The sequence below is a fragment of the Brevundimonas sp. GW821-FHT02A10 genome, assembly GCF_059422025.1.
Genome location: NZ_JBWKWC010000002.1, coordinates 129,616 through 146,290 on the forward strand (window position 1 = coordinate 129,616; position 16,675 = coordinate 146,290).

A 16,675-nucleotide genomic window follows, 5' to 3' on the forward strand; every position below is an offset into this window, starting at 1 on the left:
GGTTCGCCGGCGCGTTCGTCCCCTCGCTCAATTCTGGCCAGCACCAATGCGGCCTGTGATTGTCATCGACAGGTCGAATCTCACGGCTAAGCTGTCTCCTGTCATCGGAGATCGCCATGCGTCTGCCCCTCATCCTCGCCGCCTTCGCCCCCATCCTGACCATGGCCACGCCCTGTCTGGCGCAAAGCGCGGCGCCGGCCGCGGCCAGGCCTCCCGTGCTTGTCCGGGCCGAGACCTGCCTTCGTGACAAGGTCGCAGACGCGGTTCGCGTCAGCACCGGCGCCGCCGACGCCGCTGATTTCCTCATGGGCTATCTTTGCGCCGGCCCCGTCGCGGCCGTAGCGAACTATGAGCGCAACACCGCCTCGGTCGTCGCAATGAAGGGCATGTTCGGCGACGGCTCTGTGATGCAGGCCGTGATGTCGGGCGACGATGAAGCCCATGCGGACGCGGATGGTTCGGAAGAGTCGCAAGACACGCCCGCTCTACCGGAAATGGGCAAATGGATTAACAGCGTCAGTGTGGATGAAAACACCGGCGACCTTCTGATCTCCGACGAGTCCGCGAATCCGATGGTCGCTATGATCCGCGCCCAATCGGGAAGCATGGGTCAGATGTTCGGCGAGCAGCGGCCGACCGGCCTGCGCGAACTCGTCGGGCGTCTGGTTCTCGACGCCCGCCGCTGATCAACGCTCCCACCTTCGTTCGCCTTTCCTTCGCCGCCTCCGCACTCTAGCTTGCGCCGCATGTCGCGGGACCAGAATCGACCAGTCATCGCCAGCCGCCGCCTCGTCCTCGCGGGCGGTGCGCTTGCGGCCGTGGCCACGACCGTGACCGGCCTCGCCTCCTGCTTCCGCTCCGAGGCGCCGGTCGACGATCAGGGTCGGGTCCGCATCCGCTTCGCCACCGACTGGCGCGCCCAGGCCGAGCATGGCGGCTTCTACCAGGCCCTGGCGACCGGCCTCTATGCGAAGCGCAATCTGAACGTCCAGATCGTCCAGGGCGGCCCGGGCGTGAACGTGCCCCAGCTGCTGGCCTCGGGCGCGGTCGAGCTGGGCATGGGCTCCAATTCCTTTATCCCGTTCAACCTGGTCGCTGAGGATGCGCCGGTGAAGGCCGTCGCCGCCTTCTTCCAGAAGGACCCCCAGGTCCTGATCGCTCACCCCGATCCGGAGCTGAAGACCATAGCCGATCTGAAGGACCGTCCCTTCCTGCTCGCCGACGCCTCCATCACCGCCTTCTGGGTCTGGCTGAAGTCCAAATACGGTTTCACCGACGATCAGGTCCGCAAATACACTTTCAACCCCGCGCCCTTCCTCGCCGACGAGCGGGCGGTGCAGCAGGGCTATCTGACGTCCGAGCCCTATACGATCGAGAAGGTCGGCGGCTTCAAGCCCAAGGTCTTCCTGCTGGCCGACGAGGGCTATCCTTCCTACGCCGCCATGGTCCTGTCGCCTAACGGCTTTGCGCGCGACAACGCCGCCGCCCTGCGCAGCTTCATCGCCGCCTCGGCCGAAGGCTGGCGCGACTATATGAACGGCGACCCCAAAGAGGCCAACGCCCTGATCAAACGCGACAATCCGGACATGACCGACGCGGTCCTCGCCCAGGCCCGCGACGCCCTGAACACCAACTCCATCGTCGAGGGCGGCGACGCGGCCCTCTATGGCCTCGGCGCCATGACCAACGAACGCTGGCAGGCCTTCTTCGACACCACCTCGGGCGCCGGCGTCTATCCGCAGAACCTGAACTGGCGCAACGCCTTCACGGACAGCTACCTGCCCGGCCGTGGCTGACGGACTCGCGGCCAGCCTTTCCGGCGTCACGGTCGCCTGGCCGGACCGCGCCCCGATCGGCCCCATCGACCTGACCGTCTCCGCCGGCGAGATCGTCGCCCTCGTCGGCGCATCCGGCGCCGGCAAGTCCACCATCCTGCGACTGCTCGCCGACCTGGAGAGGCCTCACGCCGGCGCCGTCGTCCGCCAGATCACGCCCGGCGGAACCGGCTTCGTGTTCCAGAGCCCCACCCTGATGCCCTGGGCCGACGCCCTGACCAATGTCGCCCTTCCCCTCGAACTGACCGGCGTCGTCCGCACTGAGGCTCACGCTCGCGCCGTCAAGGCCCTGGCCGCCGTCGGTCTCGGCGATCGCCTGAACGCCCGCCCGTTCCAGCTGTCGGGCGGCATGGCCATGCGGGTCTCTCTCGCCCGCGCCTTGGTCACCCGCCCCGACCTTCTGCTGCTCGACGAGCCTTTCGCGGCACTCGACTCCATTACCCGCCGCGGCCTGCTGGAGGACCTGCACCGGCTGTGGTCCGAAACCCGGCCGGCCATCGTCTTCGTCACCCACGACGTTGAGGAAGCTGTCTATCTGGCGGGGCGCATCGTCGTCCTCGACGCCGCCAGCGGCCGGCCCCGCGCGGCGATCACTGCTCCCGGCCCGATCCCCCGGCCGCCTCACTGGCGAACCGACCCGAGCTACCGCCAAACGGTCGAAGCTGTCGCGGACGCCCTCGCCTCGGCCATAGGGGCGATGTCGTGAAACGCGCCGCCGACCTCATCGCCCCGCTGCTTCTGATCGCCCTTCTGCTCGCGGGGTGGGAGGCGGCCTGCCGCGTCCTCGCCCTTCCGACCTATTTCCTGCCGCCGCCCAGCGCGGTCGCCGTGGCCCTGATCGAGCGCGCCCCTGTCCTTGCCGGCTCGGCCCTGCAAACCTTCTGGATGGCGGTCCAGGCTCTGGCTGTCGCCACGGTCCTCGGCGGTGGTCTCGCCATCGTCGTTTCGCTGAACGACGCCGCCGAGCGCGCGGTCCGGCCGCTGGCGATCGCTCTGCAGGTGACACCCATTGTCGCCATCGCGCCTCTGGTCGTGATCTGGGCCGGGCTCGACAACGCCGAACTCGCCGTGGTCGCCCTCGCCGCCGCCGTCGCCTTTTTCCCGGTCTTCTCGGGCGTTCTGACGGGCCTCAAGTCCGCCGATCCGGATCTCGAGCGGATGTTTGACCTCTATGGCGCCGGCCGCATCCAGCGCCTGATGCGCCTGCGACTCCCGTCCTCCCTGCCCTTCGCGCTCGAGGGTCTGCGCGTCGCCGCGGGGCAGGCGATCATCGGCGCCGTGATCGCCGAATTCGTCTCCGGCTCCGGCCGTGCTCAGGGCCTCGCTTGGCGTCTTCTGGAGGCCGGCAATCGCCTGCGCACGGCCGAACTTCTGGCTGCCCTCGTCTGGCTCGCCGCCCTCGGCCTTCTGCTCAACCTCGCCGTCGCCGCCGGCGCCCGGGAAATCCTGAAACGACGTTCTGGCCGTTAGCCCCGGGTTAATGCGCCTTCGGATACCTTGATCGGACGTTCCGTGCGAACGCGGGGAGTCCGATTTGCGCAACCGTTCCAACGTCCTGACCGCGTTCGCGCCGGTGCTCGCCGTCGGCGCTTGTGTATTTGCCGCCTCCCCCGCACTCGCCCAGCAGGCGCGCCCCGGCGAGGTCATGGGTCTGCGCTACCTGACTTGGGCCGGCAAGCCTGAGGCCACGGCCGCACCCAACGATGGCCTGCGCCGCTCCCCCGTCGCGGGGCCGCCCACGCCGCTCGCCGCCAACGGCGCCCGTTACCCCGGCATCCAGAACGCCTCGGCCCGGCCTTCGCGCTACGGCGTCGGTTCCGGCGGCGGCCTGACCCCCGCCTCCGCCTGGACCGGCTCCGGCCGTACTCCGGCCCCCGCGCCCACGCCGCTTGCCGCCACGCAGGGACCCGCCCCGCAGGACGCCGCCCCCCGCGGCCCGATCCCCGTCTATTCCGGCCCCCAGGCGCCCCAGGCCGATCCCGCTGAACAGGCCCGCGCCCAGGCCGCTTATCAGGCGCAGATTCAGGCCCAATACCAGGCCTGGTACCGCTCCGAAGCCCAGGCCCAGTACGAGGCCCAGGTTCGCGCCATGCCGCAGCCGCAGCAGCAGGCCATGCATATGCAGGCCCCCGCCGCCGAGCAGGCACAACAACCCGCGCCGCTCCAGCAGCGCGCCGACGCCGGTCCCGCTCCGACGGCCGCCCCCGACTATGATCCTATGGCCCCGCGCCGGGACGCGCCCATCTTCCGCATGCAGCAGCCGCAGCGCCCCGCCGAAGCCCAGGCCCAGCCGCAGCCTCAAACCGCCTCCACCCAGACCAATGCCCAGGGCGAGATCCAGTCGTCTGTCCTGACCCAGCCCGTCGCCGGCCGCACCTCCGGCGGTCAGGCCTACGCCGGCGCCGAGCCGCCGCGTGAAGGCGTCCGTTACTATTCGGTCCAGCGCGCCGTTGGCCGCCAGCCGGACCCGATCGCCATGCCGGAGTCGGTCTATCTCGACAACGCCCCCATCGATCTCGCCGAACCGCCCGCGAACCCGGTGCGGACCCGCACCGTCAACGGCCAGGCCCAGGTCGTCGTGCCCAATCAGGATCCCAATCTGCCATGAGTGACGTCGCCGCCCCCCTTTCCGCGGCCGATGAGATCGCCTTGACGGGATCGCGCCTTCCCGCGCTCATCGCCCTGGCCCAGGAGCCGTCCAGCGACAGCCGACGCGCCCTGCTGCGCGAACTCACCGACCACTTCTTCGGCTCCACCCTGCGCACCGCCAAGGAGGATGAGCTTTACGGCTCGGTTCTTTCCGATCTCTCCGCCGATATGGAGACCGCAGTCCGCAAGGAGCTTTCCGAGCGCTTCTCGGTCCGGGCCGACGCCCCGCGCGGCCTGATCCGCCGCCTCGCCAATGACGAGGCCGACGTTGCAGACGCCGTCCTGCGGGCCTCGACCGTCCTGACCGAGGCCGACCTCTTGGGCGTCGTGCGCGTCCATGGTCAGGCGCATCTGCGCGCCGTCTCCAGCCGCCCGGAAGTCCCCGAGGCCGTGTCCGAAGTCATCGTCGAGCGCGGTGATGACGAAACCCTCGGCACCCTGCTGCGCAATGACGGGGCCCGCCTGTCGCGCACGGCTTCCGAGACCGCTGTCGAGCGCGCCAAGGTCAATCCGGCCCTGCATGCAGCGACCGTCGAACGCAGCGCCCTGCCCGCCGACCTGCTCAACGAGATGTATTTTGTCGTCGAGGCCCGGCTGCGTCAGCACATCCTCGAAACCAACGCCGCCATGGACCCGGTTCTGCTCGAAGCCGCCCTCGCCGCCGGTCGCGCCCGCGTCGCCACCGAGGACGGCGTCCTCCCTGCCGACTACGCCGAGAGCCTGGCCTATGTTCAGGAACTGGCCGCCGCCAACCAGTTGTCGCCCCAGATGCTGGCCCGCTTCCTGCGCTCCGGCTCTCGTACGCCCTTCCTGATCTCGCTCGCCCAGTTGGCGGACGTCGATTTCCACACCGCGCGACAGATCATCGAACGCCGCGAACTGGACGCCCTGGCCGTCATCTGCCGCGCCGCCGATCTGGACCGCGCCCTGTTCCTGACCTTCGCCGTGGTGATCCTCAACGACGACGGCGAGGCCATGGCCAAGGCGCACGGCTATGCGCGCCTCTACGCCGATCTCACCCGCGAACAGGCCATGCGCACCCTGCGCTTCTGGCGCATGCGTCGCGGCGTCCAGGCGGCCTGATCCCGGATACGAAAACGCCCGCCTCCTTGCGGAAGCGGGCGCTTCGACCGGAGCTCCGGTTTGACTACTTCTTGCCGCGGGTCGCGCGGGCGGGTTTGCGGCCGCCCTGGCCCAGGCCCATCTGCTTGGCCAGGTCCGAACGCGCCTTGGCGTAGTTCGGCGCAACCATCGGATAGTCCTTCGGCAGATTCCACTTGGCGCGGTATTCTTCGGGGCTCATGTCGTACTTGGTGCGCAGGTGGCGCTTCAGCGACTTGAACTTGCGGCCGTCTTCCAGACAGATCAGGAAATCGGGGCTGATCGACTTGCGAACCGGAACCGCCGGTTCCTTGGGCTCGGGCTCGACTTCGACGACGCCAGTCGAGACGGTCGAAAGCGCGGCATGGATGTTGGCGATCAGCGCGGGCAGGTCATTCGCCGCCACGCTGTTGTTGCCGACGTAGGCCGACACGATGTCAGCGGTCATTTCCAGAAGTTCGGTCTTGTCGTCCATTGGCGTTTCCACTTGCTATTCCCCACTGACGACTGACATCGCCACTTAAACCGTGATTCCGCCAATACTGACGTTCGTCGGCGAAAGCAATGGATGCTGCGTCTAGGGCGACACAGCGGCGTTTTCCAGTGTTGCAACCGAGAAACGGCCAGTTCAGACTAACGGCCGAAGTTGTCCGCCAGCGCCATCATCGCCGCGCGCTCCGGCGCTGAATATTCATCAAGGGTTTCATTCTCCCCCTCACGGATCGCTTTCAGCAGTGCGGGCGTCAGGGCAGAGGACAGCGACCAGTTCCAGTAACGCAGAACCGTCTGGGCCCGGTCGACCGCCAGCATCTCGAAGGTAATGCAGACCCGCTCCCAACCCGGATCGATCGCGCCGTCTGCGGTCGCCTCGGGACGGCGCATCGAACGCCACAGGTTCAGCAGGTCGATCCGGGACAGGCCGGTCGCCTTGCACAGGATGGCCAGGGGTTCGCCGCCGACGTCGCCCAGGATCTTGGCGCCGGTCAGGGGTTTGATCCCGGCCAGATAGGCGATTTCGGACGCGACCTCGCGCGTGAGCCCGTTCTGGCCGGCGACCGCGACGGCCTGCTCCAGACTGTCGTAGGGCGATTTGGCGATGGCGGCGCGGTTGCGCTGGCGGCGCTCGATGAACTGCAGGGCCTTGCGCGAGACCGGGTCGGCCCAGCCCTCCTCGGCGGCCATGGCGAAGACGTCCTCGACCACTTCCTGCATGACCTCGCGCGACACGGCGAAGCGCTGGAGGATGGTCTTGCGGTCGTCCGCCCCGCACCACCAGAACATCACATAGGCCCCCGACGGCCGCAGCTCGGCGCGGCGCAGGAGATGGCCGCACAGACCGGGGTGCTGACGGCTCAGGCTGACGATGCTTTCCACCGCGCTTTGCGACAGCCGCGCGGTGGTGTTGCGCAACAGGGCCTCGATCACCGCCGCCTCTTCGAACCCGACCAGGGTCTCGGCGATGACCTCGGAGACGCTGCGGCGGTTGGCGATCAGGAAACGGTGCTCGGGCCCGGCGTCACGGGCGCAGGCGACCAGATCGGCGTCGGTCAGGGAGGCGCATTGCTCGATCAACAGACCGGCGATGGCCGGATCGTCGCGCAGCAGCATCCGCGCCAGGCTGTTGGGCAGTTCCGAGAGCGGGGCAAGCCGTTCCGCGACGCGCTTGCGCTCGCGCGGCTCGGCCAGCCTCAGCATCTCCACCAGCAGGTCGCCGGTCACCGCCCGCTCGAAGGCGTTGATCCGGCTCGCGGGCAACGAGACGACGTCGGCCAACCGCTTGAGCAGGGCGTGCCGCGCCCGCACCGCCGGCTGCGGCGCCTCGCCTTCAGGAATGACCGCAGGATCGGACATGGTCGAAGGAGTCTAGGCTTGCGCGGTTAACCGCAGATGACGGGTCTCAAAGACCTTCGAACAGGGCCGTCGACAGATAGCGCTCGGCGAAGCTTGGGATGATCGCCACAATGGTCTTGCCGGCGTTCTCGTCCTTCGCGCCCAGCCGGAAGGCGGCGGTCAGGGCCGCGCCCGAACTGATGCCGACCGGCACGCCTTCGAGGCGGGCGACCTTGCGCGCCATGTCGAAGCTGTCCTCGTTGGAGACCTGTTCGACGTCGTCGATCACCGAGCGGTCGACGATGGCCGGAATGAAGCCGGCGCCGATGCCCTGGATCTTGTGCGGACCCGGCTCGCCACCCGACAGGACCGGAGAGGCGGTGGGCTCGACCGCGACCATCTTCACCGACGGCTTCTTGGCCTTCAGCGCCTGGCCGACACCGGTGATGGTGCCGCCCGTGCCGACGCCGGCGATGACGATATCGACAGCCCCGGCGGTGTCGTTCCAGATCTCCTCCGCGGTAGTCACGCGGTGGATGGCCGGGTTGGCCAGGTTGTCGAACTGCGACGGGCTGACCGAGTTCGGCGTCGAGGCCAGCAGCTCCTGCGACCGGGCGATGGCGCCCTTCATCCCCTTCTCGGCGGGGGTCAACTCCAGCTGGGCGCCCAGCAGGGCCAGCATCTTGCGGCGCTCGATCGACATGCTCTCGGGCATGACCAGGATCAGCTTGTAGCCCTTGGCGGCGGCGACGAAGGCCAGGGCGATGCCGGTGTTGCCGCTGGTCGGTTCGATCAGGACGGTGTCGGCGGTGATCTTGCCGGCCGCTTCCAGGGCCTCGACCATGGCCACGCCGATGCGGTCCTTGACCGAGGCGATCGGGTTGAAGAACTCCAGCTTGGCCAGGACCGTGGCCTTGGCCCCGTATTCCGCCGACAGGCGCGGCAGACGGACCAGAGGCGTGTCGCCAATGGTGTCGATGATCGAGTCGTAGATCTTGCCCCGGCCTTGGGTGGCGTGGCGGCTGGCGTCATATGCGGACATGGGCGTCTCCGTCGTTCGAGGTCGTCTTCAGATAGGCCGCATACGCCGATCGCAAGATGCAGCTAAGCGATTTCTGATCGCCGCCGTGCGAGATTTCGTGAGGCGGCCGGGTTCAGGCGGACAGCACCGCCCGCGCAGGATCGAACCCCACCACCTCACGGATGGTGATCATGCTCTGGAACGCCCGGACGTGAGCCTCAGTCGTCAGCTCGCGCTGGCAGAAGGCTTCATATTCAGCCATCGACCGCACTGACACCGTCAGCAGGAAGTCCGTTGGGCCAGTCACGTCCCAGGCGCCCTGGATTTCCGGACTGCGCTGCATAGCGGCCTTGAACGCATCCGTATGCCGTCTCTCCTGCGTGCCCATCTCGACAAGCACGTGAAGGACGATCCGCGGTTCGACCCGGGCCGGATCGATGATCGCAACATCGCCGACGATGACGCCTTCGGCCCTCAACCGGCGCAGCCGTCTCAGCACGGCGGATTCCGACAGGCCGACAGCCTCGGCCGTAATCCGCGCCGGCTCCAGATTGTTCTGGCGAACGCGGGCCAGAAGCTTGCGGTCGAACGCGTCCAGAGTGACGAATTCCGTCATTAATATACGATCCGTGCCGATTCCCGGCGCATTGAAGCTTGAAATCGCCGGGAAGCGCAACCGCGTATTGGCTATCCTCAGCCCATGTCGATGATCGCCCTCCGCCGTACGCTCGCCTCGCCCACGACCGGCCAGGCCGCCCCCTATCTCGGCCTGCTTCTGGGCATGGTCTCCCTCGCCGTTGGCACCTCCTTCGCCAAACAGCTGTTTCCGGTGATCGGCGCCGAGGGCACGTCCACCCTAAGGGTCGGCCTGTCGGCCCTGGTGCTGGTCGCCATCTGGCGTCCGTGGCGGTTTCGCCTGACGCGCGCCGACGCCGTGCGGGTGCTGCTCTACGGCCTGGTTCTGGGCCTGATGAATCTCAGCTTCTACATGTCGCTGCGCACCATCCCCCTGGGTCTGGCCATCGCGATCGAGTTTTCCGGCCCTCTGGTGCTGGCCCTGATGAACGCCCGCCGCCTGATCCATTTCGTCTGGATCGCTTGCGCCGTCGCCGGTCTGGCCATGCTGCTGCCGATCTGGAGCGGCGCCCACAATCTCGACCCTGTCGGCGTGGCTTTCGCGGCCGCGGCTGGGGTGTTCTGGGCGCTCTACATCATCTTCGGCAAACGTCTGTCCCATATGCACGCGGGCCAGTCTGTCGCCCTGGGGATGAGCACGGCGGCCCTGGTCATCATCCCCTTCGGCGTCGCCGTCGCCGGATCGGCGCTGCTGTCACCCGCGGTTCTTGCCATCGGCCTGTGCGTCGCCCTGGCGTCCAGCGCCCTGCCGTATTCGCTGGAGATGATCGCGCTTCGCCATATCCCCAAGCGCACCTTCGGCGTCCTGCTGTCCGGAGAGCCGGCCGTCGGCGCCGTCGCCGGACTGGTGCTACTGCACGAGCAGCTGAACGCCCTGCAATGGTTCGCGATCGCCTGCATCGTGACCGCCTCGGTCGGGGCGATCCTGACTACGGACCGCCCGGCGTCCGCTCCGTCCGACGCACCGTTTCCCACACCCAACTAGCCCGACTTTCACCCCTCGTTAACCATGATCCCGCAATTGGTTAACGCCTGTTCCCGGGTGTGAATTTGCGCAATCTCGTCGCCGCCGTCGAAGCCATCGACCCGCTGGTCGTGACCGGAAAGGTCGCCGGCGTCAGCGGTTTGCTGATCGAGGCGCGGGGCGGTCTGTCGCGTCTCGCCGTCGGGGCCCGGGCCGAGATCGTGCGGCGCGGCGCCACCGCCCTGCCCGCCGAGGTCGTGGGCTTTCGCGACTCCAAGGCCCTGCTGATGCCCTTCGGGCCGGTCGAGGGCGTGGCCCCCGGCGCCGACATCCGCATCATCGGCCAACAGGCCAGCGTGCGGCCGACCACCGCCTGGCTCGGCCGCATCATCGACGCCTTCGGCAATCCGATCGACGGTAAGGGGCCGCTGCCCCAGGGCCCGGCCCCCTACCCCCTTCGCGCCTCGCCCCCACCGGCCCATTCGCGCGGCCGGGTGGGCGAGCGTCTGGATCTGGGCGTCCGCTCGATGGACGTCTTCACCACCACCTGCCGCGGCCAGCGTCTGGGCATCTTCGCCGGCTCCGGCGTCGGCAAGTCCGTCCTGCTGTCCATGCTGGCCAAACAGGCCACCTGCGATGTGGTCGTGGTCGGACTGATCGGCGAACGGGGCCGGGAAGTCCGCGAGTTCATTGAGGAAACCCTTGGCGAAGAAGGCCTGCGCCGCGCCGTCGTCGTGGTCGCCACCTCCGACGAGCCGGCCCTGAAGCGGCGCCAGTCGGCCTATATGACCCTGGCCATCGCCGAATATTTCCGGGATCAGGATCTCGAGGTCCTGTGCCTGATGGACTCCGTCACCCGCTTCGCCATGGCCCAGCGCGAAATCGGTCTGGCCGCCGGCGAGCCTCCGACCACCAAAGGCTATACGCCGACCGTCTTCACCGAACTGCCCAAGCTTCTCGAGCGCGCCGGCCCCGGTCCGATCCGGCCGGACGGCACTACGGCCGGGCCGATCACCGCCCTGTTCACCGTCCTTGTCGACGGCGGCGATCATGACGAGCCCATCGCCGACGCCGTGCGCGGTATTCTGGACGGGCACATCGTCATGGACCGCAAGATCGCCGAACGGGGCCGCTTCCCGGCCATCGACGTCCTGAAATCCGTCAGCCGGACCCTGCCCGGCTGCCAGACCCCGCCCGAGCGCGAGCTGAACCGCCGCGCTCGTCAATGTTTGTCGGCCTATTCCTCGATGGAGGAACTGATCAAGATCGGCGCCTACCGCGCGGGGGCCGATCCCATCACGGACAGGGCCATCGCCCTCAACCCCGCACTCGAAGCTTTTCTGGGCCAGGACAAGGACGACGCCACGCGTCTTACCGATTCCTTTACCCGCCTGGAGGCAATCCTGAACCAGGGGATGGCGCAGCAATAGCTGTGCCTCATCGGAGAGACATCGCATGACCGCCTGGGCCCATTCGCTCATCCGTATCTCGAACTATGAGGTCGAGACGCTGCAGAAGCGCCTCGCCGAGATCACCGCCCGCAAGGCCTCCGCCGAAATGCGCCTGGCAGTGCTGGACGCCGAGGTCGAGGTGGAACGCGAGCGCGCCCGTGCGGACGCCAACGCCAATATGCTGCTCGGCGCCTATCTGAACGGCTGGAAGGCCCGCAAGGGCGTCGCCGAAGCCGACCTCACCACCCTCGAAGGCGAGGAAGCGGGCGCCCGTGACGCCCTGACCGACGCCTTCGGCGAGCTCAAGAAGTTTGAACACGTCGCCGAAATGACCAGGCTCAACGCCATCGTCGCCGCCGGCAAGCGCGAAACCGCCGCCTTCGACGAAATGGGCCTGCGCCGCCGCGCCAGCTGATGCTCGACCGGCGCGTCCTTCTCGCGCTGCCGCTCGCCCTTGTCGCCTGCAAGGGCGGCGCCTCGGCGGAACCCGCTGTTCCGCCCGCCCGGCCGCTGAAAGCCCTCGCCCCCTTCCCGGTGGGCGTCTGCGCCAAGAGCCCGCAGTTCGAGGACCCTGCCTGGGTCGAACTCGTCACCACCCAATTCTCCCAACTCACGCCCGAGTGGGAGATGAAGATGGAATATATCCTCGGCGACGGGCCCGGGAATTTCCGCTTCGACGCCCCCGACGCCATCGCCGCCTTCGCCCGTCACTACGGCCTGCGCCTGCACGGCCATACGCTGATCTGGTACGCCCAGGGTGAAGAGGCCTTCGCCGGCCTCGACCGCGCCCGTTTCACCTCGGCCTTCGACCGCTATATCGCCACCGTCGCCGGCCGCTATCGCGGCCAGGTGGTCAGCTGGGACGTGGTCAACGAGCCGGTGACCGACGAGGGCTCGGAACTCCGCGACTGCCACTGGAGCCGAATGCTGGGCCTTGACGGCTATATGATCCGGGCCTTCCACAAGGCGCGCGCGGCCGATCCGAACGCCGTCCTGTTCCTCAACGACTACAATCTGGAAAACACGCCCCGGAAAGGCGCGACCTTCCTGAAGCTGGTCGAGCGGCTGATGAAGGCGGGCGCGCCGATCGGCGGCATCGGCAGCCAGTCCCACCTCGATATCCGCATCCCCGCCGGCCAGATCCGCGCCTTCTTCCGCGACGCCGCCTCGCTGGGCCTGCCGATCCATGTGTCGGAGCTGGACGCCTCACGGCGCAGCGGCGAACGCGTCGATCTGCGTAGCCACAGCCAGCGCATCGAACAACAGACCGCCCGCGTCGGCGAACTGGCCGAGGCCTTCATGGCCCTTCCCGAACGCCAGCGCTTCGCCTTCTCCGTCTGGGGCGCGCGCGACACCGACAGTTGGCTGCGTCAGGGCGACCGCGACGACGGTCAGGACCAGCCCCTGTTCTTCGACGGAGCGGGACGGCCCAATCCCGCCTATGCGGCAGTGGCCGGAGCCTTCGCCTGAGGGAACCGCCCTCCCCGCCACGCCTTCCCCTCCCATGACCGCCATCGTCCTGCCTGAAGCGCTGCAGCGCCGCGTCGAGGCCGCCGCAGGGGGTTTTCTGCGTGCGGACGGCCTGCCCGTGGTCGACTTCTCCGAGCCGAAGGGCGAGTCGGCCCTGATCGGGCCGGACTCCGTCTCTTGGCGGATCTTCAAGAACCCGATCGCCCTGTTCGTCGGCGGGGTGGCGGCGGTGATCCTGGAACTGGCCGAGCCGCGCGTGCGGGCCGGGGTCTGGGACCACACCAGCTTCCGGACCGATCCGGCCCCGCGCCTGAAGCGCACGGGGCTCGCGGCTATGGTCACCGTCTATGCGGCCCGGTCCCAGGCCGAGGCCATGATCGCAGGCGTCAACCGCCGCCACGCCCGGGTGACCGGCACCGCCGATGACGGCCGCGCCTACGCCGCCGACGATCTGGAGCTGTTGAACTGGGTTCAGGCCACGGCGAGCTACGGCTTCGTCGAGGCCTACCACCGCTTCGCCCGCCCCCTGTCACCCGAGGACCGCGACGGCGCCTGGGCCGAGGCCGGTCCCGCCGCCCGCCTCTACGGCGCGACCGGCGCTCCGTCATCGCGGGCCGAATGGCAAACCCAACTGGACGCCATGACGCCGAAGCTGACCGCCTCGCCCATCGTCTTCGAGTTTCTCGACATCATGCGCGCCGCGCCCCTGCTGCCTGGCCTTGCCCGGCCGCTGCAGTCGCTGCTGATCCGCGCCGCCGTCGACCTGACCCCGCTTGAGGTCGCCCGCATCATCGGACTGGAGCCGCGTCACGGCCTTTCGTCCTGGCAGGCCCCGATCGTCCGCGTCGCCGCCCGGGCCGCCGACCGCCTGCCGCTCAAGGAGGCCCCGCCCGCCCAGGCCTGTCTGCGTCTCGGCCTGCCCGCCGACTGGCTCTACCGGCGCTGAAATTGAAAACGCCCGCCGGAGCGATCCGACGGGCGTTCATTTTTTAGAGGCCGTTTCTTCCCTGACGCTTACTGGTCTCGGGCCGACGTCGGCTCAGGCAGCGACGCTGTTGGCGGCTTCCGACGGGTCGCGCAGGACATAGCCGCGGCCCCAGACGGTTTCGATGTAGTGCTTGCCGCCCGCGGCCGTGGCCAGCTTCTTGCGCAGCTTGCAGATGAAGACGTCGATGATCTTCAGCTCGGGCTCGTCCATGCCGCCGTACAGGTGGTTCAGGAACATTTCCTTGGTCAGGGTGGTGCCCTTGCGGAGCGAGAGCAGCTCCAGCATCTGGTATTCCTTGCCCGTCAGGTGGACGCGGTGACCGTTCACCTCGACCGTCTTGCCGTCCAGGTTCACGGCGATCTCGCCGGTGTGGATGATGGCCTGGGCATGACCCTTGGAGCGACGGACCACGGCGTGGGTGCGCGCGATCAGCTCATCCTTGTGGAAAGGCTTGGTCATGTAGTCGTCGGCGCCGCCGCCGAACGTCTTGACCTTGGTTTCGATCTCGGTCGAACCCGACAGGATCATGACCGGGGTGTTGACCTTGCCGACGCGCAGCTGGCGCAGGACTTCCAGGCCGCTCATGTCCGGAAGGTTCAGGTCGAGCAGGATCAGGTCGTAGTCATAGATCTTGCCCAGATCGATGCCTTCCTCGCCGAGGTCGGTCGTGTAGACGTTGAAGCCCTCGGACTTCAGCATCAGCTCGATGCTCTGGGCCGTCGCGTGATCGTCTTCAATCAGCAGAACGCGCATTCACTGCCCCTCCAGGCAAAGCTTGATCATATGACCCGACTATCCGTCTCGGACACGCCCGGGTAACCTTGTTCGTGAGTTAACCGGTCAAAACCTTAAGAACAGTTAATGGCCGGTCATTGAGTCGAATCGTAGGCTGATTTGCGAATCCGCGTCGAGCGTCGCGAGTCAACGATTCCATTTTTCTTCGCCCGTCGCGCGAACGCCCCGGAAGCCTGGCCCTGAAAGCGCGGGTGGATTCCGCCAGCCCGCGCATTCGTCCACCGCCAGATCCGGGCCCGGGCTGGGGATATGACCGAAACTGACGCGATATAGGATATAATTCCTATCATGGCTCGAAAGCGGACCCAGGATGTCTGTCTTCGATCATGGAGTTCAGAACGGTGTTGCAGGCAGGAATGGAAGACACGGGTTGGCGGGCGCCGGTCACGGAGGGTGACCGGACACGAACGGGGCTCGCGATGCAGATGATCGCCCTGACCTTCGATGTGCCCATCGCGGCGATGCGGGGCGATCGGCTGGGGCTGAAGGGATGCCGCGGGCGCTGGCTGGCCATCTATCTGGCCCATGTCGGTTACGGCTGGACGCTGGAGCGGGTCAGCCTGGCCTTCGGGGTCAATCGCGCGACGGCCAGCGCCGGCTGCCGCTGGTCCGAGGACGCCCGCGACGATCCCGCCATCGACGCCGCCCTGGACCGGATGGAGCAGACCCTGCGCCAGATCTGCGACACACCCCGACTGGAGCTCGCGCTCAGCGGTGTGACGGGGACCCCGGCATGAGCGTCGCCGCCGACAGGGCGCGCCGCATGCTGGTCCGGCCCGGGGCCTGGATCGACCAACAGGGCGAGCGCTATCCGGTGCGGGTGGGCGGAGACCGGCGTTCGCGGATCAGCCTGACCCTCGACGAGGCCGATTTCCGCGCCCTGATCGCCGATCCGGGCCTGCGCACCCGGCCCGGAGGTGGCTGGACCGCCCGGCCGACCGGCGGGGAGACGAGCCCCGCCCCGGGCCGCCCGGGTCTGGTCCTCGGCGATACCCCGGTCATGGAGGGCGACGGCCGACTGACGACCCGCACGGCCAATCTGGGCGAGAACCCTATCGCCTGGCTGGCTCGCCGACGCGACCCGTCCGGCCGTCCCTGGCTGTCCCCCGCCGAGGTCGCGGCCGGTGAACGGTTGAGACAGGACGGGGAATACGCCGCCTCGGGACCGTCCCTGACCATGCGCTGGGACGCCCTGCCCCGCTCGGGCGGCGGCTCGGCGGCACGGGTCGAACCGGGCGACCGGGCCATCTCGGCCGCGGCGCGCGTCGAGGCGGCGCTGCAGGCCGTCAGCCCCCGCGTCCGCGCCTTCGTCGTCCATGTCTGCCTGCGCAGCTCCAGCCTGCAACTGGCCGAACGCGAGCTCGGTCTGCGCCGCCGTCAGGGCAAGACCCTGCTCAAGCAGGGGCTGGAGGCGCTGGCGGAGCACTATGGCATCGGCTGAGGGCTCAGGCGCCCGCCAAGGCTTCCTGACGGATGCGTCCGACCATCGAATTCAGCCCGTTGGCGCGCTGACGGGTCAGGGCCTGGGGCAGGCCCAGCCGGTCGAGCGCGGCCTTGGCGTCGAAGCCGAGGACCTCCTTGGGCGTCCGGTTCGAGAACAGGGCCAGCAGCAGGGCGACATTGCCCTTGGAGATGGCGCTGTCGGAATCGGCGTGAAAGATCAACCGCCCGTCGCGGCGCTCGGTCGCCAGCCAGACCTGGGCCGCGCAGCCCGGCACCTTGTTGGCCTCGATCCGGTCGGCTTCGGCCAAGGGCTCAAGACCCTTGCCCAGGTCGATGACGTATTCGATCCTCTGCTCCCAGTCGTCGAACAGGTCGAAATCCTCGACCATGGCGGCGAAGGTCTCGGCGATGCTGGCGGCGGGTTCGGTCATGGGGCGCCAGATAGAGGCCGCACCGGGTGAGGACAACCGCCTGCAAATGCAGGGGGCCAGT

19 protein-coding genes are annotated in these 16,675 nt (G+C 68.2%); 13 read left to right on the forward strand and 6 right to left on the reverse strand.

Going from position 1 to position 16,675, the window contains the following annotated elements; all coding sequences use genetic code 11:
• The first annotated feature begins 116 nt into the window (after positions 1-116).
• The 6 genes from AC07U0_RS07010 (at position 117) to AC07U0_RS07035 (ending at position 5,567) form a co-directional block, all read left to right on the forward strand.
• Positions 117-686: a hypothetical protein gene (locus AC07U0_RS07010; protein WP_494719315.1), complete on the forward strand. Its 570-nt coding sequence runs from the start codon at positions 117-119 to the stop codon at positions 684-686.
• Positions 687-746: 60 nt separating this feature from the next.
• Positions 747-1,796, forward strand: coding sequence for an ABC transporter substrate-binding protein (locus AC07U0_RS07015; protein WP_494719316.1), 1,050 nt, complete (start codon positions 747-749; stop codon positions 1,794-1,796).
• On the forward strand, positions 1,789-2,541 hold the full coding sequence (locus tag AC07U0_RS07020) for an ABC transporter ATP-binding protein (RefSeq protein ID WP_494719317.1): 753 nt from the start codon (positions 1,789-1,791) through the stop codon (positions 2,539-2,541). The genes AC07U0_RS07015 and AC07U0_RS07020 overlap by 8 nt, the downstream gene beginning before the upstream one ends.
• The gene (locus AC07U0_RS07025; RefSeq protein ID WP_494719318.1) at positions 2,538-3,305 is read left to right on the forward strand and encodes an ABC transporter permease; all 768 of its coding nucleotides are present in this window, start codon (positions 2,538-2,540) and stop codon (positions 3,303-3,305) included. The genes AC07U0_RS07020 and AC07U0_RS07025 overlap by 4 nt, the downstream gene beginning before the upstream one ends.
• Positions 3,306-3,369: 64 nt before the next feature.
• The gene (locus tag AC07U0_RS07030) at positions 3,370-4,443 is read left to right on the forward strand and encodes a hypothetical protein (protein WP_494719319.1); all 1,074 of its coding nucleotides are present in this window, start codon (positions 3,370-3,372) and stop codon (positions 4,441-4,443) included.
• Complete coding sequence (locus tag AC07U0_RS07035; protein ID WP_494719320.1) at positions 4,440-5,567, forward strand: DUF2336 domain-containing protein; 1,128 nt, start codon at positions 4,440-4,442, stop codon at positions 5,565-5,567. Before AC07U0_RS07030 ends, AC07U0_RS07035 begins: the two co-directional genes overlap by 4 nt.
• Before the next feature lie 64 nt (positions 5,568-5,631).
• On the opposite strand, the gene AC07U0_RS07040 is transcribed toward AC07U0_RS07035, so the two are convergent.
• The 4 genes from AC07U0_RS07040 to AC07U0_RS07055 form a co-directional block, all read right to left on the reverse strand.
• Positions 5,632-6,060: a Ros/MucR family transcriptional regulator gene (locus tag AC07U0_RS07040; RefSeq protein ID WP_492948944.1), complete on the reverse strand. Its 429-nt coding sequence runs from the start codon at positions 6,058-6,060 to the stop codon at positions 5,632-5,634.
• A 158-nt stretch (positions 6,061-6,218) separates the two neighbouring features.
• Positions 6,219-7,436, reverse strand: a complete 1,218-nt coding sequence (locus AC07U0_RS07045; RefSeq protein WP_494719321.1) for a DUF2336 domain-containing protein — start codon at positions 7,434-7,436, stop codon at positions 6,219-6,221.
• Positions 7,437-7,482: 46 nt separating this feature from the next.
• Positions 7,483-8,457 (reverse strand): cysteine synthase A, encoded by a 975-nt coding sequence (gene cysK, locus AC07U0_RS07050; protein ID WP_494719322.1) that lies wholly within the window; start codon positions 8,455-8,457, stop codon positions 7,483-7,485.
• Positions 8,458-8,569: 112 nt separating this feature from the next.
• A complete protein-coding gene (locus tag AC07U0_RS07055; protein WP_494719323.1) occupies positions 8,570-9,112 on the reverse strand; it encodes an Lrp/AsnC family transcriptional regulator in 543 nt (180 codons plus the stop codon).
• 24 nt (positions 9,113-9,136) lie between these two features.
• On the opposite strand from AC07U0_RS07055, the gene AC07U0_RS07060 reads away from it, so the two are divergent.
• From AC07U0_RS07060 to AC07U0_RS07080, 5 genes are all read left to right on the forward strand, one after another.
• Positions 9,137-10,057, forward strand: coding sequence for an EamA family transporter (locus tag AC07U0_RS07060; protein ID WP_494719324.1), 921 nt, complete (start codon positions 9,137-9,139; stop codon positions 10,055-10,057).
• Positions 10,058-10,122: 65 nt separating this feature from the next.
• Positions 10,123-11,466 (forward strand): flagellar protein export ATPase FliI, encoded by a 1,344-nt coding sequence (gene fliI / locus AC07U0_RS07065; RefSeq protein WP_494719325.1) that lies wholly within the window; start codon positions 10,123-10,125, stop codon positions 11,464-11,466.
• A gap of 25 nt (positions 11,467-11,491) precedes the next feature.
• On the forward strand, positions 11,492-11,902 hold the full coding sequence (locus AC07U0_RS07070; protein ID WP_494719326.1) for a flagellar export protein FliJ: 411 nt from the start codon (positions 11,492-11,494) through the stop codon (positions 11,900-11,902).
• Positions 11,902-12,957, forward strand: coding sequence for an endo-1,4-beta-xylanase (locus AC07U0_RS07075; RefSeq protein ID WP_494719327.1), 1,056 nt, complete (start codon positions 11,902-11,904; stop codon positions 12,955-12,957). The genes AC07U0_RS07070 and AC07U0_RS07075 overlap by 1 nt, the downstream gene beginning before the upstream one ends.
• Positions 12,958-12,991: 34 nt before the next feature.
• Positions 12,992-13,903, forward strand: a complete 912-nt coding sequence (locus AC07U0_RS07080; protein ID WP_494719328.1) for an oxygenase MpaB family protein — start codon at positions 12,992-12,994, stop codon at positions 13,901-13,903.
• 93 nt (positions 13,904-13,996) lie between these two features.
• Here the strand turns inward: AC07U0_RS07080 and ctrA are convergent, their stop codons facing one another.
• Complete coding sequence (ctrA, locus tag AC07U0_RS07085; RefSeq protein ID WP_207870745.1) at positions 13,997-14,698, reverse strand: response regulator transcription factor CtrA; 702 nt, start codon at positions 14,696-14,698, stop codon at positions 13,997-13,999.
• A 461-nt stretch (positions 14,699-15,159) separates the two neighbouring features.
• Between ctrA and AC07U0_RS07090 the strand changes: the two genes are divergently transcribed.
• Both AC07U0_RS07090 and AC07U0_RS07095 read left to right on the forward strand, forming a co-directional pair.
• Positions 15,160-15,477 carry a chromosomal replication initiator DnaA gene (locus AC07U0_RS07090; RefSeq protein ID WP_494719329.1) on the forward strand — a complete coding sequence of 106 codons (318 nt, stop codon included), beginning with the start codon at positions 15,160-15,162 and terminating at the stop codon, positions 15,475-15,477.
• Positions 15,474-16,181, forward strand: a complete 708-nt coding sequence (locus AC07U0_RS07095) for a DUF6456 domain-containing protein (RefSeq protein ID WP_494719330.1) — start codon at positions 15,474-15,476, stop codon at positions 16,179-16,181. The genes AC07U0_RS07090 and AC07U0_RS07095 overlap by 4 nt, the downstream gene beginning before the upstream one ends.
• 4 nt (positions 16,182-16,185) lie before the next feature.
• Here the strand turns inward: AC07U0_RS07095 and AC07U0_RS07100 are convergent, their stop codons facing one another.
• A complete protein-coding gene (locus AC07U0_RS07100; RefSeq protein WP_494719331.1) occupies positions 16,186-16,614 on the reverse strand; it encodes a SufE family protein in 429 nt (142 codons plus the stop codon).
• Between the last annotated feature and the right edge of the window lie 61 nt (positions 16,615-16,675).

Coding starts and splice junctions, on each gene's coding strand:
- AC07U0_RS07095 (WP_494719330.1), top strand. CDS start 15,474: ATGAGCGTCGCCGCCGACAGGGCGCGCCGCATGCTGGTCCGGCCCGGG.
- AC07U0_RS07070 (WP_494719326.1), top strand. CDS start 11,492: ATGACCGCCTGGGCCCATTCGCTCATCCGTATCTCGAACTATGAGGTC.
- AC07U0_RS07040 (WP_492948944.1), bottom strand. CDS start 6,060: ATGGACGACAAGACCGAACTTCTGGAAATGACCGCTGACATCGTGTCG.
- AC07U0_RS07035 (WP_494719320.1), top strand. CDS start 4,440: ATGAGTGACGTCGCCGCCCCCCTTTCCGCGGCCGATGAGATCGCCTTG.
- AC07U0_RS07010 (WP_494719315.1), top strand. CDS start 117: ATGCGTCTGCCCCTCATCCTCGCCGCCTTCGCCCCCATCCTGACCATG.
- cysK (WP_494719322.1), bottom strand. CDS start 8,457: ATGTCCGCATATGACGCCAGCCGCCACGCCACCCAAGGCCGGGGCAAG.
- AC07U0_RS07080 (WP_494719328.1), top strand. CDS start 12,992: ATGACCGCCATCGTCCTGCCTGAAGCGCTGCAGCGCCGCGTCGAGGCC.
- AC07U0_RS07090 (WP_494719329.1), top strand. CDS start 15,160: ATGCAGATGATCGCCCTGACCTTCGATGTGCCCATCGCGGCGATGCGG.
- AC07U0_RS07015 (WP_494719316.1), top strand. CDS start 747: ATGTCGCGGGACCAGAATCGACCAGTCATCGCCAGCCGCCGCCTCGTC.
- AC07U0_RS07100 (WP_494719331.1), bottom strand. CDS start 16,614: ATGACCGAACCCGCCGCCAGCATCGCCGAGACCTTCGCCGCCATGGTC.
- AC07U0_RS07045 (WP_494719321.1), bottom strand. CDS start 7,436: ATGTCCGATCCTGCGGTCATTCCTGAAGGCGAGGCGCCGCAGCCGGCG.
- AC07U0_RS07060 (WP_494719324.1), top strand. CDS start 9,137: ATGTCGATGATCGCCCTCCGCCGTACGCTCGCCTCGCCCACGACCGGC.
- AC07U0_RS07075 (WP_494719327.1), top strand. CDS start 11,902: ATGCTCGACCGGCGCGTCCTTCTCGCGCTGCCGCTCGCCCTTGTCGCC.
- ctrA (WP_207870745.1), bottom strand. CDS start 14,698: ATGCGCGTTCTGCTGATTGAAGACGATCACGCGACGGCCCAGAGCATC.